At 61.7% G+C, this 15,464-nt stretch carries 15 protein-coding genes; 1 reads left to right on the top strand and 14 read right to left on the bottom strand.

Translation table 11 applies throughout. The annotated features are described in order from the left end of the window. Nucleotides 1–106 precede the first annotated feature (106 nt). Genes ACX3OZ_RS06735 through ACX3OZ_RS06705 form a run of 7 tightly spaced genes read right to left on the bottom strand, consistent with a single transcriptional unit; the run spans nt 107 to nt 5,900 of the window. A complete protein-coding gene (locus ACX3OZ_RS06735) occupies nt 107–874 on the bottom strand; it encodes a 2-keto-4-pentenoate hydratase (RefSeq protein ID WP_459104110.1) in 768 nt (255 codons plus the stop codon). Further along, nucleotides 871–1,890 (bottom strand): 4-hydroxy-2-oxovalerate aldolase, encoded by a 1,020-nt coding sequence (gene dmpG, locus ACX3OZ_RS06730; RefSeq protein ID WP_459104109.1) that lies wholly within the window; start codon nt 1,888–1,890, stop codon nt 871–873. Before dmpG ends, ACX3OZ_RS06735 begins: the two co-directional genes overlap by 4 nt. 1 nt (nt 1,891) lies before the next feature. Continuing rightward, on the bottom strand, nt 1,892–2,836 hold the full coding sequence (locus ACX3OZ_RS06725; protein ID WP_459104108.1) for an acetaldehyde dehydrogenase (acetylating): 945 nt from the start codon (nt 2,834–2,836) through the stop codon (nt 1,892–1,894). A gap of 2 nt (nt 2,837–2,838) precedes the next feature. Next, nucleotides 2,839–3,636: a 2-keto-4-pentenoate hydratase gene (locus ACX3OZ_RS06720; protein WP_459096255.1), complete on the bottom strand. Its 798-nt coding sequence runs from the start codon at nt 3,634–3,636 to the stop codon at nt 2,839–2,841. Between the two features lie 25 nt (nt 3,637–3,661). After that, nucleotides 3,662–4,009, bottom strand: a complete 348-nt coding sequence (locus ACX3OZ_RS06715) for a RidA family protein (RefSeq protein ID WP_459104107.1) — start codon at nt 4,007–4,009, stop codon at nt 3,662–3,664. A gap of 41 nt (nt 4,010–4,050) precedes the next feature. Continuing rightward, complete coding sequence (gene metC, locus ACX3OZ_RS06710) at nt 4,051–5,259, bottom strand: cystathionine beta-lyase (protein ID WP_459104106.1); 1,209 nt, start codon at nt 5,257–5,259, stop codon at nt 4,051–4,053. 41 nt (nt 5,260–5,300) lie between these two features. Continuing rightward, on the bottom strand, nt 5,301–5,900 hold the full coding sequence (locus ACX3OZ_RS06705) for a peroxidase-related enzyme (RefSeq protein ID WP_459096252.1): 600 nt from the start codon (nt 5,898–5,900) through the stop codon (nt 5,301–5,303). Between the two features lie 202 nt (nt 5,901–6,102). Between ACX3OZ_RS06705 and ACX3OZ_RS06700 the strand changes: the two genes are divergently transcribed. Next, complete coding sequence (locus ACX3OZ_RS06700) at nt 6,103–6,753, top strand: GntR family transcriptional regulator (RefSeq protein ID WP_459096251.1); 651 nt, start codon at nt 6,103–6,105, stop codon at nt 6,751–6,753. Between the two features lie 40 nt (nt 6,754–6,793). Here the strand turns inward: ACX3OZ_RS06700 and ACX3OZ_RS06695 are convergent, their stop codons facing one another. The 7 genes from ACX3OZ_RS06695 to ACX3OZ_RS06665 form a co-directional block, all read right to left on the bottom strand. Next, nucleotides 6,794–8,419: a dipeptide ABC transporter ATP-binding protein gene (locus tag ACX3OZ_RS06695; RefSeq protein WP_459104105.1), complete on the bottom strand. Its 1,626-nt coding sequence runs from the start codon at nt 8,417–8,419 to the stop codon at nt 6,794–6,796. Continuing rightward, on the bottom strand, nt 8,416–9,312 hold the full coding sequence (locus ACX3OZ_RS06690) for an ABC transporter permease (RefSeq protein ID WP_459104104.1): 897 nt from the start codon (nt 9,310–9,312) through the stop codon (nt 8,416–8,418). The genes ACX3OZ_RS06695 and ACX3OZ_RS06690 overlap by 4 nt, the downstream gene beginning before the upstream one ends. A 10-nt stretch (nt 9,313–9,322) precedes the next feature. Further along, nucleotides 9,323–10,240: an ABC transporter permease gene (locus ACX3OZ_RS06685; RefSeq protein WP_459096248.1), complete on the bottom strand. Its 918-nt coding sequence runs from the start codon at nt 10,238–10,240 to the stop codon at nt 9,323–9,325. Nucleotides 10,241–10,321: 81 nt separating this feature from the next. Next, nucleotides 10,322–11,851 (bottom strand): ABC transporter substrate-binding protein, encoded by a 1,530-nt coding sequence (locus ACX3OZ_RS06680; RefSeq protein ID WP_459096247.1) that lies wholly within the window; start codon nt 11,849–11,851, stop codon nt 10,322–10,324. Between the two features lie 679 nt (nt 11,852–12,530). Then, complete coding sequence (hisD, locus tag ACX3OZ_RS06675; RefSeq protein WP_459104103.1) at nt 12,531–13,829, bottom strand: histidinol dehydrogenase; 1,299 nt, start codon at nt 13,827–13,829, stop codon at nt 12,531–12,533. Nucleotides 13,830–13,916: 87 nt separating this feature from the next. Continuing rightward, complete coding sequence (locus ACX3OZ_RS06670; RefSeq protein ID WP_459104102.1) at nt 13,917–14,975, bottom strand: LacI family DNA-binding transcriptional regulator; 1,059 nt, start codon at nt 14,973–14,975, stop codon at nt 13,917–13,919. A 7-nt stretch (nt 14,976–14,982) separates the two neighbouring features. Beyond that, a complete protein-coding gene (locus ACX3OZ_RS06665; RefSeq protein ID WP_459104101.1) occupies nt 14,983–15,327 on the bottom strand; it encodes a RidA family protein in 345 nt (114 codons plus the stop codon). Between the last annotated feature and the right edge of the window lie 137 nt (nt 15,328–15,464).

Below are 15,464 nucleotides of genomic sequence, written 5' to 3'. Positions count from 1 at the left end.
CAAGCCCGTTCGCTAGCCACCAGGATGCGGACATATCGCTCAAGTTCCGCTTGAGTGTCAATGAAATCCAAATGGAACTTAGAAATTTGTCAGCAGGGTGAAAAGGTTAGTCGACGATAGAAAAATTTATCGAGCCCAAGGTTTCAAACTGGGCCTGAACGTGGTCACCCGCCGAAAACTCGACCGCCGCCGTTGCGGCGCCGGCTAGAACGATGTCGCCGGGGCAAAGCGCTTCGCCGGCGCTGGCAGCCATCCGGGCTGCCGCCACCAACGCACGCGCCGGATTGCCGAGGATTGCGGCAGTGGAACCGATTTGCCGAGGCCGACCGTTGATCGACAGGATCAGCCCGAGATTGGCAACATCGGTGCCGGGCGCGTACCAGTCACCGATAACAAACCCCGCGGCAGAGGTATTGTCGGCCACCACGTCTGCCACGTCGAACTTGAAGTCGGCGAAGCGGCTGTCGATGATTTCCATGGCGGGCGCGACGCCCGCCACTGCATTCAACGCCTCAAGCGCACTCACATTGCCTTCCAGGCGATGCCGGATCAGATAGGCGACCTCCGGTTCGACGCGCGGATGCACGAACCGGCTCATCGAAACGCAGCCGCCCTCTTCGAGACGCATGGATTCGGTCAGGCGGCCCCAGATCAGGTCATCGAGCCCCATCTGCAGCTGCTTGGCGCGGCTGGTGAACCCCATCTTGATGCCGATCCGCCGGTCGCCGCGCGCATAGCGGCGGTTCATGGACAGCGTCTGGATGGCGTAGCCCTGGTCAACACTCAGGGTATGCGTGTCGGAAAATTGAGGAATTGCTGTAGCGCAAAGGGCCGCCTCATCGGCGATTTCCGCCAGTCTTTGCAGGTCAGTCATGCTGCACTTTCTTTTTGCTTGATCATGTCCAGCGCCACGTCGACGATCATGTCTTCCTGGCCGCCCACCATGCCGCGCTTGCCCAGTTCAACCAGGATTTCGCGGGTATCGAGGCCATAAAGCCCTGCCGCCCGTTCGGCGTGACGCAGGAAGGACGAATAGACCCCCGCATAACCCAGGGTCAGCGTTTCGCGGTCGACCCGAACCGGGCGGTCCTGCAACGGACGCACCAGGGTTTCGGCGGCGTCCTGCAATTTGAACAGATCGCAGCCATGCTCGAAGCCATAGACATTGGCCACGGCGATGAAGGCTTCGAGCGGGCAATTGCCGGCCCCTGCCCCCATGCCCGCCAACGAAGCATCGACACGGATCGCGCCGTGCTGAACGGCGACAATTGTATTGGCGACCGACAGCGACAGGTTCTCATGCATATGTACGCCGCGCTGGGTTTCGGGCTTCAGCGCCTTGGCATAAGCGTCGAAACGCTCGGTCACGCCGGCCATGGTCAGCGCGCCACCGGAATCGGTGACATAGACGCAGTCCGCGCCATAGCTTTCCATCTTGACGGCCTGGGCCGCCAAAGCTTCGGGCGAGGTCATATGCGACATCATCAGGAAGCCGGACACGTCCAGCCCCATCTCCTTGGCGGCGCGAATATGCTGAGCGCTGACATCGGCCTCGGTGCAATGGGTGGCGATGCGCACCGAACGGACGCCATTGTCGCGGGCGCGCTTGAGATCTTCGATGGTGCCGATGCCGGGCAGCAACAGCGTCGTCAGCACGGCGTTCTTGCAGACCTTGGCGGCTTCCTTGATCCAGGCTTCGTCGGTATGGGCGCCGAAGCCATAGTTGAAGGTCGACCCCATCAGCCCGTCGCCATGGGCGACCTCGATGGCGTCGACGCCGGCCTCGTCCAGCGCCTGCGCAATGTCGCGCACATGGCCCAGATCATATTGATGCCGCACGGCATGCATGCCGTCGCGCAGCGTCACGTCCTGAATGTAAAGCCTGCTCATCTTACGCTGCCCTCGCCGTCCAGTTGCGTTTCTCGACCAGGCGTTCAGCAGTCTTCATCGCCGCCGATGTCATGATGTCGAGGTTCCCCGCATAGGCCGGCAGATAATGCGCCGCGCCTTCGACCTCGAGGAAAATGGAGACCTTGATCCCGGTGAAGCTGCCGCCCATTTCGGGGATCAGCAGCGGCGCGTTCGAGCCGATCTGTTCGAACTGAACTTCCTGCTTGAGGCGATAGCCGGGCACGTAGCTCTGCACGTCCCGCACCATCTCTTCGACCGATGCGCGGATCTTGTCGGTGTCGGCTGCGTCGCACAGGCAGAACACCGTATCGCGCATGATCATCGGCGGTTCGGCCGGGTTGAGAATGATGATCGCCTTGCCGCGCTGGGCACCACCGACCTGCTCGATGGCAGCGGCAGTGGTTTCGGTGAATTCATCGATATTGGCGCGCGTGCCTGGGCCAGCCGATTTGGAGCTGATTGAAGCAACGATTTCGGCATAGCGCACCGGGCTGACCCGGTTGACTGCTGCCACCATCGGAATGGTCGCCTGGCCACCGCAGGTGACCATGTTCACATTGCCCGCCTCAAGGTGCTTATCGAGATTGACCGCGGGAATGATGAACGGTCCGACAGCAGCAGGCGTCAGATCGATCACCTGCTTGCCATCGGCCTGCAACGCTTCATTGTGGTGCCGATGGGCGCCGGCGCTGGTGGCGTCGAACACCACGCGGATGTCGGGATATTCGGCGAGCCGGCGCAGACCTTCGAGGCCCTCATGCGTCGTGGTGACGCCCATGCGGCTGGCGCGAGCCAAGCCGTCGCTGCTGGGATCAATGCCCACCATCGCCCCCATCTCGAGGGTCTTGGAGTGGCGCAGTATCTTGATCATCAGATCGGTGCCGATATTGCCCGAGCCGATAATGGCGCATTTGATTTTCGTCATGTTCACTCCCTCCCAAATCCAACGCTGACTGAGCCGAGCCGATTGATCCGCGCTTCAAACACATCACCGGGCTGGGCCACGACCATCGGGCCGAGCGCGCCGGACAACACCACGTCGCCAGGTCCGAGCGGCCGGCCGGCGGCGGCCATGGTGCGCGCCAGCCACAGCGTGGCATTGAGCGGGCTACCGAGGCAGGCAGCGCCCGCCCCCACCGACACCGGCTCGCCGTTGCGCAGCATCACCATGCCGCACAGACGCAGGTCGAAATCACTTAGCTGGCGCGGGGTCTGGCCCAGCACGTAGAGGCCGCTCGAGGCGTTGTCGGCCACCGTGTCGGCAATACGGATGTCCCAATTGCTGACCCGGCTGCCCACCACCTCGATCGCCGGCAAGGCGAAGGCGATGGAGGTCATCAGGGTCGTCATGGTCAAATGCGGGCCGGTCAGCGGCGCCGAGATGACAAACGCCACCTCCGCCTCGACCTTGGGCTGCAACACCCGGCCGAAGGCGATGTCTTCGCCGTCCTGCACTTCCATATCGGCAAACAGCACGCCGTAATCGGGCTGGTCGACGCCGAGCTGCGCCTGCACCGTCTTGGCGGTCAGACCGATCTTGCGGCCCGAAATCTTGCGGCCCTGGGCTTCCCAGCGGCGGGTATTGATGTCCTGCACCTGATAGGCCGCAGCAACGTCGCCGGCCCCGATCCGATCGCGTACGGGGTCGACCGGCGTGCCGGTTTCCCAGGCCTGCCACAGTCGGTCCGCGGCCTCTTGGATGTTAGTTTCTGACACGATCGCCATACCTTTCGGAGAGTTTTCGGCGGCGTTAGCGCGCCGCCACCACGATCACTTCGATCAGCAGGTCGGCACGGGCCAGCTTGACCTCGCCGCACGAACGGGCCGGCGGGTTCTGCGGGTCGATCCACGCATCCCAGACTTCGTTCATGGCCTTGAAGTCAGCCATATCGCTCAGCCAGATCGTGGCGCTGAGGATCTTGCTCTTGTCGCTGCCGGCCAGTGCCAGCGCCTGATCGATCCGAGCCAGCGTGCCCTTGGTCTGGTGGGTGATGTCGCCATCGGTATCGGCGGAAACCTGGCCGGCCAGATAGACGGTGTCGCCGTGGATGACGACGCGGCTGCGGCGGTGATTGGTGTCAAAACGGGTGATGGTCATGGCAAAATTCCTGTTGAGTTAAAGTGTGCGCCGGGAGGGCCTCAAGCCCGGTCCGCAGCATGGCCGTTCAAGACCGCAAAGCCGGCATCAAGGTCGGCGATCAGATCGTCGGTATCTTCGAGCCCGATATGGAGGCGGAACACCTGCGCGCCGAAACCGCCGGTTTCGGCCGTGCGGGTGACGGTGCCGGTGGTCGGCAAAGCGAGGCTTTCAAAGCCGCCCCAGGACGCGCCGATGCCAAACAGCTTCAGCGCGTCGATCATGGCGACCATGTCGGCATATTCAAACCGCGGGTCGAGCACGACGGAGAACAGCGAGCAGGCGCCGGTGAAGTCGCGCTTCCACAGCCCATGCCCCGGCGCACCGGGCAGCGCCGGATGCAGCACCTGCTTTACCTCGGCGCGGCCTTCGAGCCATTGCGCCACGGCCATGCCGGCGCGCATGTGTTCGGCGAGACGCACCCGCAAGGTCCGCAGGCCACGCAGGGCCAGCCAGCAATCATCGGGGCTGGCATATTGCCCCAGCGTCACCGCCGTATTGCGGACACGGCTCCAGTCATCATCGCTATTGGTGGTGATGGTGCCGAGCATCAGATCGGAGTGGCCGCCAATATATTTGGTGCCGGCCTGGATCGAGCAATCCACGCCATGCTCGAACGGCCTGAAGAAGGACAGCCCCCAGGTATTGTCCATCAGCAGCTTGGCGCCGACAGCGCGGGCGACGCGCGACAGCATGGCGACGTCCTGCACTTCCATGGTGTGGCTGCCGGGGCTTTCGGCATAGATCACCGTGGTATTGTCCTGCACCAGGGCGCGCAGGCCGGCCTCGTCGATGGTCGGCTTGTAGTAGGTCACGGACATGCCGCTATCCTTGCCGATGCTCGACAGGAACGACCGGGTCGGACCGTAAACGCTGTCCGGCATCAGGCAATGCTGGCCGCCCTTGAGATAGGCAAACAGCGCGGTGGTTACCGCCGCCAATCCGGTCGAGACGATCTGGCAGCGGCTGCCGCCTTCGATTTCGGCCACAGCGTCTTCAAGGTGGAAGTGGGTCTGCCCGCCCTTCAACCCATAGGTGAGCACCTGGTCGAGCGGGCGCTGACGCACTGCGTCCCGCGCCGCGATGGTGGGAAACAGCACGCTGGAGCCACGCTCCAGCGGCGGATTTACAAAGGATTGTCCGTCCGAATTGGACCGCCCCATCTGTACGAGGCGGGTGCCAAATCCATAATTCTCGTCATTGTCGCGCATGGCATATGCCCCGATTAAACAGCTATTGGATGACGCAGCGACTAACGCCCGGCGTCATAGGCCTCTTGGTTTGGCTTCATCCCCAGCCCGCTCATCAGCCGGTTGCTCAGGTTGAAGTAGGCGGTGATGGCGATGACGTAGAAAATGTCCTGCTCGGTGACGCCAGCGGCGCGCAGCGGCTCCAGATCCTGGTCATCGACCAGCGCCGGATGGGCGGTCAGCGTATAGGCATAGTCGGCAATGGCCCGCTCGCGCTCGGTCAGTGCCGCGTGGCGATAATTGACCTCGACGATGGCGGTCCATAGCGGATCGCTGGTGATCGAACGCAGGCGCGCAGCATGGGTGAAGGTGCACGACACGCAGCTGTTTTCGACGCTGGCCACCAGGGCGATCAACTCGCGCTCCTTGGGGCTGAGACTGCCTGCGGTGTCCTTCATGACCGAGCGGCTCAGCCCGTCCAGCGCGATGACAACTTCGGGCATACCGGCCATGGCCAGCTGCGAATTGCGGACATAGCCAATCCGCTCAATCGTCGTGTCGAAAACCTTCTGCAGCTCAGGAGTAGGCGCGACGGTTTCCAAGTCAAGCCAGGTGAGGGAAGCTGATGCCTGAGCCGCGCTGTTTGTGTTCTGATCAGTCATATGTTTTCTCCAATTTGTGCGCTGTTCTGGCCGAAGGTCCGCACGGTTTTCGTTCTGTTGCATTCAACGTGAGAGTGCTGCCTACTGCGTCACGTCGGACTTGGCGGAAGCCGTTGGGATCGCGGTGGAATTCAATTGAAACTCTGACGCGACGTGCGTATTTGATTGACTCGAATATATGCAGTCATGCTGGAGCCGCGCCGTGAAGAGACCTGATGCCGCTGGGCAAACCCTCTCGGAGAGTACCTACCAAGCCTTGTCCGCCATGATCCTTCGTCGGGAGCTTCCGGGTGGCAAGGTGATCGAGGAACGCCCGCTGTCCGAAATTCTCGATATTTCGCGGACGCCGCTGCGCATCGCGCTGAGCCGGCTGCATGGCGAAGGGATGCTCGACCGCCTGTCCAACGGCCTCTACATGGTGCCCTCGCCGACCATCGAAGAATATCTCGACCTGCTGCAGCTGCGCCGCCTGCTGGAAGGCGAAGCCTGCGCCGGCGCCGCTGGTCGCATGGACCCGGCGATCCTGGCGGACCTCAAGGCCCGCATCGAAGCCATGGCGAGCCGCGAAGAGGCTGACCTGCCGGTCTATTTTGCGCTGGATGAAGACCTGCACATGGCCATCGCCAAGGCCAGCGGCAACGTCGCCCTGGAGCAGACCATCGCCACGGTTCGCCGTCGCGTCCGCATGTGCAACGTCAACCGCTACCCCGGTCGGTTCCGCGAGAACTGCAAGGAACACCTTGAAATCCTGCAGGCGATTGCCGACGGCAACAGCGACGCGGCGCGTGCTGCCCTGAACCACCACCTGACCCGCGTCTGGGACGGTTTCGTCGACAATCTGGCCCGACGCTAAGCAGCGGCCACGCGCATCGCTTGATGCTATCCGCGCGGCCCTACTCAACAAGACGCTCCAGCGAGCCCAGCAGGTTCTTGGTATAGGGATGGTTGGGCGCCAGGAACACGTCCTGGACGTTCCCGACCTCGACAATCTCGCCGTTCCGCATGACGACAACGCGGTTGGCGAATTGGCGCACCAGGCCCAGATCATGGGTGATGAACAACAGCGACATCCCGGTGGCCGCCTTGAGCTCGGCGAGCAGATCGAGGATTTGGGCGCGAACCGAAACGTCCAACGCTGACACGGCCTCGTCGCACACGATCAACTGCGGCTTGAGCGCAAGCGCCCGGGCAATCGCAATACGCTGGCGCTGCCCACCCGAAAACTGATGCGGGTGCCAATCGAGATGTTCCTTCTTCAGGCCAACCCGTTCCAGCAGCTCTCCTGCGGCCGCCCGGCGCTGGCCTTGCGGCATCACATCCTGATGGACGTTCCACGGCTCGCAGACGATGGCTTCCACCGTCAGCTGCGGGTTGAGCGAGGCAGTCGGGTCCTGGAAGATGATCTGCATGTCCCGCCGCATGGCGCGCAGGCCATCGGCATCCATGGCCATCAAATTCTTGCCGTCCACCACGACTGAACCGGCATCGGCCTTCTCCAGCAACAGGATCGAGCGCACCAGCGTCGACTTGCCGGACCCGGTCTCGCCCACGACGCAGACGATTTCGTCGGGAAAGATGTCGAGGTCGATATTGTTGACCGCCAGCTTGTCGGCACTGACCCGGCGGCCGAAGAAATTCTTCCGGGCCGGGTAAATCTTGGTCAGGTTCGAGACCTCGCACATCGGCTTGCCACCGACGGGCCGGTCATAGGCAATGATGGCGGCGTGGGGATCGGGCACGGCGGCGATCAGGCGCTTGGCATAGTCGTTGGTCGGATTGGCCAGCACAGCGCTGGTCACCCCGGATTCAACCACCTCGCCCCGGTTCATCACCACCACGGTGTTGGAAAACTGCCGCGCCACGTTGATGTCGTGCGTGATGATGGCGATCGCCATCCCGGTTTCCTTCTGCAAATCGCGGAGCAATTGCAGAATTTCGGCTTGCACGGTCAGGTCGAGCGCACTGGTCGGCTCGTCAGCGATGAGCAATTCAGGGCCCATGGCGATAGCCACGGCGATCATGATGCGCTGGCGCTGCCCGCCCGAAAACTGGTGCGGGTAGTCATCGAAGCGCGTCTTGGGGTCGGCAATACCGACCCGTCCCAGCAGGTCGAGCGCCCGCGCTCGCGCCGTTGGCTTGGCCACCCCATGGGTGGTCATGGCTTCGGTGATGTGATCGCCCACGGTATGCAGCGGGTTCAGGCTCGCCAGCGGATCCTGAAAGATCATCGAGATGCGCTTGCCGTTGATTTCCCGGCGCTGACGCGCCCCGATCTTGAGCAGATCGATATCGCCAAACATGATCCGGCCACTGGTGATGCGCGCTGGCGGCATCGGCAACAGGTTCAGAATTGTCGAGGTGCTGACACTCTTTCCCGAACCGCTTTCGCCGATGATCGCCAGAGTCTCGCCCGCGTTGATCGACCAGCTGACATTGCGCACGGCCTTGATCGCGGCGCTGCCCGAGCCGAATTCAATCGACAGGTTTTCAACACGCAGGAGTGGGACAGAAGTGCTCACTTGTTGTTCTCCGACGTTTGCAGGCGCCATTTCTGCCGCGGGTCAAGCGCGGTTTTCATCCAGTCGGCGAGAACGATCAGCGAGACCGCCGTCAGCACGATGGCCAAGCCCGGCCAAAGCGCCAGCCACCATTGCGTGGCGAGATATTCCCGGCCCTGCGCGACCATCAGCCCCCACGAAATACCGGGCGGCTGCACGCCGACGCCGATAAAGCTGAGGCTGGATTCGGCGAGCATGGTGAAGGCCACTTCCACCGCCAGCAGTGTCACCAGCGTGGGCAGCAGGGTGGGCAGCAGGTGCACGCGGGTAATCCACGAGACCGGCGCACCGATGGCACGCGACGCGGTGACATAGACCCGGCTGCGCACTTCCATGGTTTCGGCACGCGTGACGCGGATGAACAGCGCCACGCGGCTCACCGCCAGCACCACGACCACCGTGCCGATGCTGCTCTTGACGATATAGAGCAGCAGGATGGCCAGCAGCAGCGTCGGAAAGCTCATCAGGGCGTCGGCAAAGCGCATGATCACCGAGGACATGAAGCCATTGCGCATGCCAGCCACCAGCCCGAGAAAGATCCCGACAGTGGCGCCGATGGCAACAGCCGCCAGGGTGATGCCCACCGTTGGCTGCGCTGCCATGACGAGACGATCGAAGGTCGGCCGGCCCAGCGAGTCACTGCCCAGGATGAAGTTCCAACTGGGCTCCATTGTCAGGGGCGGCAGGTTGCGGGTGGTGAAATTCACCATCCCGGCAGACTCGGCAAAGAATATCGGTCCAATCAGGAACATGACGGCGATCAGCAAGAGATAGCCGATCGATAAGGCAGCGCCCGGCTGCGAGCGGACGAACCAAAGGAATGCGACCAGGCGCGGCGTAGCGGGTGTGCCCACCATTTCATCCTCAACCATGGTTGATACGGGGGTCGATAAGCGCGTGCAGGACGTCTGCCAGCGCGGTGACGAGAAAGATTGCGATGGCCGTGACGATGACGACTGCCTGCAACAGGTTGAAGTCTCGATAGATGACCGAATCCAGCATGAGGCGCCCCACGCCGGACAGGCCAAAGATCATCTCGATGACGATGGCGCCATTCAGGATGCCGGCCGACTGATAGGCCACCACCATGAGCATCGGGATCACCGCGTTAGGCAGCGCATGGCGCATGACGATCACCGATTGGCGGACGCCCTTTGCCTGCGCGGCCCGGACATAGTCCGCGCTCAACACCGCAATCATCGAGGTGCGCACCACCTGCACGAGAATACCAAGCGGGCGGAACACCAGCACCGCCACCGGCAATATCCAATGCAAGGGAGTACCCGTGCCAGAAGTCGGCAGCCAGCGCAGCATCACGGCGAAAACCAGAATGCCCACAATGGCGAGCCAGAAATCGGGCAGGCTAGCCGCGCCTAGCGAGGCGCCGCCGGCAATGCGATCGAACAAGCCATCGGGGCGCAGGGCGGCAAGCGATCCGATGATCAGCGCCAGCACTGTCGCGATGGGAATAGCCAGGGCAGCCAGCGTCAGCGTCGTCGGCATCGCCTCCTTCACCACATCAATGGCGGGGCGCGCAAAACGCAGCGAGTCACCAAGATCGCCACGCGACAAATCCGACAAGAATTTGCCGAACTGGGTCATGACGGGATCGTTGAAACCGCGCTGCTCGGCAATCTGCGCGCGCACCAGTTCCGACGTATCCATCGGCACATACAGGTCGGTGGGGTTGCCACTCAAACGGGCAAAGAAAAAGATAAGCGTAATCAGGATGGCCAGGGAAAGCCCCCCGCTCAACGCCCGCTTAAGGATGAATTGCAGCATGTCATGCCTTTCGTGGCGCAGACGAACGGATGCGACGGGGATGCGCGGCGCCGATAGGATCGGCGCCGCGCCAGTGCATTTTTAGTTCAGCGTGATGTCGGCCAGCTCGATGACGGCGTTGGTGCGGGCGTTCGGCTCGTAGGTGATCCGGTCGCTCATGCGCACGATGTTCACCATGTAATAGAGCCAGACTTCCGGCACGACTTCCTCATGCTCGAGACGCATGACTTCCTGGAAGATACGCAGGCGCTCGTCACCCACAGCGGCCATGCCGCTTTCGATGAGTGCATCCATTTCCTTGATGGCTTCTTCGCCGATCGGAAGGTCTGCGGTCATGTTGCCCGAGTGGTACTTGGAGAAGATGCTCATGCCAGCATCGCCCGTGGTGTTGTCGTGGTTGGAGAACACCAGCGTGGGATCACGGCCCGGCTCAAAGCTGTCGCGACGGATGGAGCTGCGGAACAGACCCATTTCCAGCGCCTCGACACGCACATTCAGACCAACCTGCTGCCACATCGAGATCAGTGCCTCGATGACTTCATCCTGGTTGGAGAAGGTGCTCGAACCGCTGATCGAGATCATGCGGATCGGACGATCCAGCGGAGCGCCATCGGCACGAGCCTCGTCCAGCAGGCGCTTGGCCTCGACGGGGTCATATTCGTACTGGCCGATGGTGGGGCTGTAGCCGAACACGCTCGGGCCGACGATCTGGTTGGCCAGGGTCAGCTTGCTGTTCAGCAGCGTGCCGATCAGTGCCTGACGATCGAGCGCCAGGTTGAGCGCCTTGCGGACGCGCACGTCGTCGAACGGCGCCTGGTCGGTATTGATCTTGATGCGCGACAGTTCGGCGCTCTGGAACACGACGTCGGTGTCCTTGGCATCCTGCTCGCCGATGGACAGAGCCAGATCGGCCTCGCCAACGTCGACCATGGCACCGCGCACACTGGCTTCGTCACGCCAGATGAAGTTTGCCTTTTCGACCTGAGGCTGCTCGCCCCAATAGCCGTCAAAGCGCTCGAGCGTCACCGAGGTCTGGGTATCCCAGTTGGTGAAAACATATGGCCCGGTGCCGATGGGCGTGCGGGTGATTTCGTTGCGCGGGGTCGACAGCGGAACGATGGGCAGGGATTCCGTCATCAGCGGCAGGATGGGCTGCACCGGATTGGTGACGATACGGACTGTCTCGTCATCGACAGCCTCAACCTTCACTTCGACGCCGGAGAACACGAAGATCAACGCATCGCAACCCATGGCCGGATCGAGCATGCGGTCAAACGAGTAGATGACGGCTTCTGGGGTGAGCGGGCTGCCGTCGTGGAATTTCACGCCCTGGCGCAGCTTGAACAGCCATGAGCCGTCCTCTTCCTGCTCCCACGAAGTGGCCAGACGCGGCACGGCGCCGCCCTTGATGGCATCAATCTCGGTCAGTGATTCAAGCACGTTTTGCTTGAGGATACGGCCGGTCGACGAAACGCTGACCTGGCAGCCATCCATGGTCTGCGGCCCGGACGTTCCGACGATGGTGACCGTACCTGGTTCAGCAGCCATGCCCGGGGCCGAGCTCAGGGCGAGCCCCAATACCGCCGCGGACAAAGTTGAGAGAATTCGCATTCGTTCCTCCAGAAACCCTGTGAAGTGGTTTTTTTGAATGTGTCTCATTGAGCGCCGCAGTTCCGCCATTGCTCCCACGAACGCGACGCCGGAAATTTATGTTGGATTTCCTTCGGATGTCAAACACATTTCTGTCAGCATCCTGCCGGGATGTAGTTTTGATTTCCTGACGCTGCACGGACTGAGCAACACTGTCCCTTGCCAAGCCGCCTTCGAATCCAATCCATTTTGCGGACGCAAAACGAATCTCGGACATTGCGTTTGATTGCGCCGACCGCCAGGCAGATCAGGGCCTTAGGGATAAACACCAGAGCGCTCACCGCCCCGCAGGTTCGGGGCAGCAAGATGGTCTTGGCCTCTGGCTTGAGATGCTGCTTTTCGCGTCAAATCACCAACAGCAGACCGGCGGCTACCGGCACGATGAAGGTGTGGTCCTGGGGCTGAAATGGCCGTCGTCAGAACATTCGGCGCAGATTGGGTCGCCGATTAGCGGAATGTCGGTCTCGTACTGGGACCGTCGAGCACGGTGGACAGATACGTCCAGCCGACGCATTCCTTCAGAGGCCTCAGCAGCACGTCGCGGCTCAGCGTTTACGTCTCGCTTGAGCCTAACTGCGGCTATCGCGGCCTCGTCTGGAGGTAGCACCGTGACTGGTGCCACCTCCTTCCTGCATTATGCTTAGGTGCGCGCCGCTGCCGTACCATAGGGGATGGTGCGTCCGCCGAAGCGTCGTAGCCGGGTATTGGCTTGTTCGGCGTGACCGACAAAGCCTTCGAGCATGCTGAGACGCGAGCAATACTCGCCAAAATACACCGAGGCTTCGTCGGTCAGCACGCGTTGATAGGTGCAGGTCTTGAGAAATTTCCCGACCCAAAGACCGCCGGTGTAGCGCGCCGCGCCCAGGGTTGGCAGCGTGTGGTTGGTGCCGATGACCTTGTCGCCATAGGCCACATTGGTTCGCTCGCCGAGAAAGAGCGCCCCATAATTGCGCAGATTTTCCAGGAAATAATCCGGATCGCGCGTCATCACCTGCACATGTTCGGAGGCAATGCGATCCGCCTCGGCAAGCAGTTCGGCGTCATCCTTGCAGAGGATGATCTCGCCATGCTCTTCCCACGCCTTGCGGGCGTTGATCGCCGTGGGGAGCACGGACAGCAATTCGTTGATCTTCTGGCTGGTCGCCTCGGCCAGGGCCGCGCTCGTGGTCAGGAGAATGGCGGGTGAATCCGGCCCATGTTCGGCCTGGCCGAGAATATCGGTGGCGCAGGTCAGGGCATCGGCCGTTTCATCGGCGATGATCAAGGTTTCGGTCGGGCCGGCGAACAGATCGATCCCGACACGGCCATAAAGCTGGCGCTTCGCCTCGGCCACATAGGCATTGCCGGGCCCGACGAGCATGTCGACCGCCGCGATCGTGTCCGTCCCCAGCGCCATGGCGACAACGGCCTGCACGCCGCCCAGGCAATAGATTTCATCGGCCCCTGCGAGATGCTGTGCCGCTACAATGGCGGATGATGGCCGGCCATTGACCGGCGGCGCGCAGGTGATGATCCGCTCGACCCCGGCCACCTTGGCGGTCACCACCGACATATGGGCCGAGGCGAGCAGCGGGAACTTGCCGCCGGGCACGTAGCAGCCGACATTGGCCACTGGAATATTGCGGTGGCCGGGATAGGTTTCAACCTCGAGATCGAGCAGGCATTCGCGCTGCTTCTGGGCGAAATTGCGCACCTGTTGCTGCGCGAAAAGGATATCGTCCAGATCCTCCTTGGCCATCGCGTCGACACAGTCCTGAATGTCCTGCTTCGACAGACGGTAGCTTTCCCGATCATAGCCATCGAACTTGATCGACAGGCGCCGGACCGCCTGATCGCCGTCGCGTTCGACGTCGGCAATGATGCCCTCGACCGTCTGTTTCACGGCGGGATTGCTGACATTGCCGCGCGGGACTGCCGCAGTCTTCAGATATTTAGGCATGCGTTCCTCCTCCGGGAGAAGCTGCAATTGCGGCTATCGTCCCGTTTCAATAAAATTAGCTCTGGTGTTTCAGCCCCTTACGGTGCGCTAGGCTGGCCGGTCCAAGCGCACCGTTCGCCGGATCATCAGTTTTCCGGGTTCAAGCCTGAATTCCGCTGTGAGTTCGGGGGCGTCAATTCGCTGGGTCAGAATCTCAAGCGCGCTATCGACCATCCGCGACGTCTGCTGCCGCATCGTGGTCAGTTCGATGCCGGACCAGGACGCCATGGCAATATCGTCGAAGCCGATAATCGAAACGTCCTCGGGCACCCTCAATCCCAGATCCACCTTGATCCCGTCGAGCGCACCGATTGCGGTGATGTCGTTGGCGCAGAAAATCGCGTCCGGGCGTTCCGATTGCAGCATCAACCGCTTCACCGCTTGCCGGCCGCTCTCATAGGTAAAGTCTCCACCCTCGACGAGCGGCGGCGGACAACCGAGTTTGGCCAGTTGGTCCGAATAGCCCTGGAAACGGTCCTTGTTGGTCGAGCTGTCCTGCAGGCCGGAGATGAAGGCAAACCGCTTATGGTTGGTGTTGTAGAGGAACTGGGCGATGTCCCGGCCGGCCACGACGTTGTCGCAAGCGACCGCCGAGACGTCGCCGCTTTCGACATAGCGGTTGAACAGCACGACCGGCAGACCGAACTCCCGGCATTCATCGATCGCCTTCGATGACAATTCCGCCGACAGCACCAGCAAGCCATCCACGCGATACTGATGCACCTTGCGCACCGCTGAATCGGTGTTCTCGCCCTCTTTCACCGTCATCAGCATGACATGCATGCCCAGGGCCTGCAGACGCTCGTCAAGCAGCCGCAGCACATCCCAGTAGAACGGGTTCCGGGTTGAGCCGGTGACGATGGCGACGAGGCCGGATTTCTGCGTACTCAGGCCCCGCGCCATGATGTTGACCTGATAGCCGAGCAGTTCGGCGGCCGAAAATATCCGGTCTCGCGTCTCTTTCGACACCAGATCACCATTCGCGAAGGCGCGTGACACCGTGGACTGGGACACACCCGCATGGCGGGCGACGTCCCGCGCCGTAACACCGCCCATTCTTGCCTTTGGCTCTGAACCATTCGCCGCGCTAGACACCGTTTGCCTCATTTCATGTTTATTGGCGGGCCGTCACAACCGCTTCCACGAGAACGCCCTTGCCGAGATCGGCAACGCCGACCGTCGCCCGCGCTGGCAGGTTTTCTGGGCTGATCCATGCCGTCCAGGCGTCGTTCAGTTCGGTCTTGAGCGACATGTCAGTAATATATAGCGTTGCATGAAGCAGCTTGTCTTTGCCTGACTCCAGCTCGTTCAGCATCGTTTCGATCTTCTGGCAAACCTGTGCCATCTGCACAGACATTCCGACCGTGAAATCGTCGGCAACAACGCCCCCCAGATAAATAACGCCCGAATTAATCACGGCGCGGTGCATGATTGGGGTTTTATAGCGTCTGTCGATCATTTCATTTCCTTTTGAGAGCGGCGGTGCAAAATTAGTCCACGGTAGCGGCGGGATAGTCCCGCTTCGGGCGGCGTAAAAGTCGGCCACCTATCTTCCTTCTGCGACGCTTGCAGGAGGGTTGGGGATCTATACCGTGG

It is taken from the genome of Devosia sp. A369 (assembly GCF_054489345.1).
The sequence above is the reverse complement of the archived record's forward strand: the minus strand, read 5'-3'. Positions and strand labels throughout refer to the sequence as shown.

Excerpts from the sequence above, each read along its gene's own strand:
- ACX3OZ_RS06735 (WP_459104110.1), bottom strand. The coding sequence starts at position 874 with ATGACTGACCTGCAAAGACTGGCGGAAATCGCCGATGAGGCGGCCCTT.
- dmpG (WP_459104109.1), bottom strand. The coding sequence starts at position 1,890 with ATGAGCAGGCTTTACATTCAGGACGTGACGCTGCGCGACGGCATGCAT.
- ACX3OZ_RS06725 (WP_459104108.1), bottom strand. The coding sequence starts at position 2,836 with ATGACGAAAATCAAATGCGCCATTATCGGCTCGGGCAATATCGGCACC.
- ACX3OZ_RS06720 (WP_459096255.1), bottom strand. The coding sequence starts at position 3,636 with ATGGCGATCGTGTCAGAAACTAACATCCAAGAGGCCGCGGACCGACTG.
- ACX3OZ_RS06715 (WP_459104107.1), bottom strand. The coding sequence starts at position 4,009 with ATGACCATCACCCGTTTTGACACCAATCACCGCCGCAGCCGCGTCGTC.
- metC (WP_459104106.1), bottom strand. The coding sequence starts at position 5,259 with ATGCGCGACAATGACGAGAATTATGGATTTGGCACCCGCCTCGTACAG.
- ACX3OZ_RS06705 (WP_459096252.1), bottom strand. The coding sequence starts at position 5,900 with ATGACTGATCAGAACACAAACAGCGCGGCTCAGGCATCAGCTTCCCTC.
- ACX3OZ_RS06685 (WP_459096248.1), bottom strand. The coding sequence starts at position 10,240 with ATGCTGCAATTCATCCTTAAGCGGGCGTTGAGCGGGGGGCTTTCCCTG.
- ACX3OZ_RS06680 (WP_459096247.1), bottom strand. The coding sequence starts at position 11,851 with ATGCGAATTCTCTCAACTTTGTCCGCGGCGGTATTGGGGCTCGCCCTG.
- hisD (WP_459104103.1), bottom strand. The coding sequence starts at position 13,829 with ATGCCTAAATATCTGAAGACTGCGGCAGTCCCGCGCGGCAATGTCAGC.
- ACX3OZ_RS06670 (WP_459104102.1), bottom strand. The coding sequence starts at position 14,975 with ATGAGGCAAACGGTGTCTAGCGCGGCGAATGGTTCAGAGCCAAAGGCA.
- ACX3OZ_RS06665 (WP_459104101.1), bottom strand. The coding sequence starts at position 15,327 with ATGATCGACAGACGCTATAAAACCCCAATCATGCACCGCGCCGTGATT.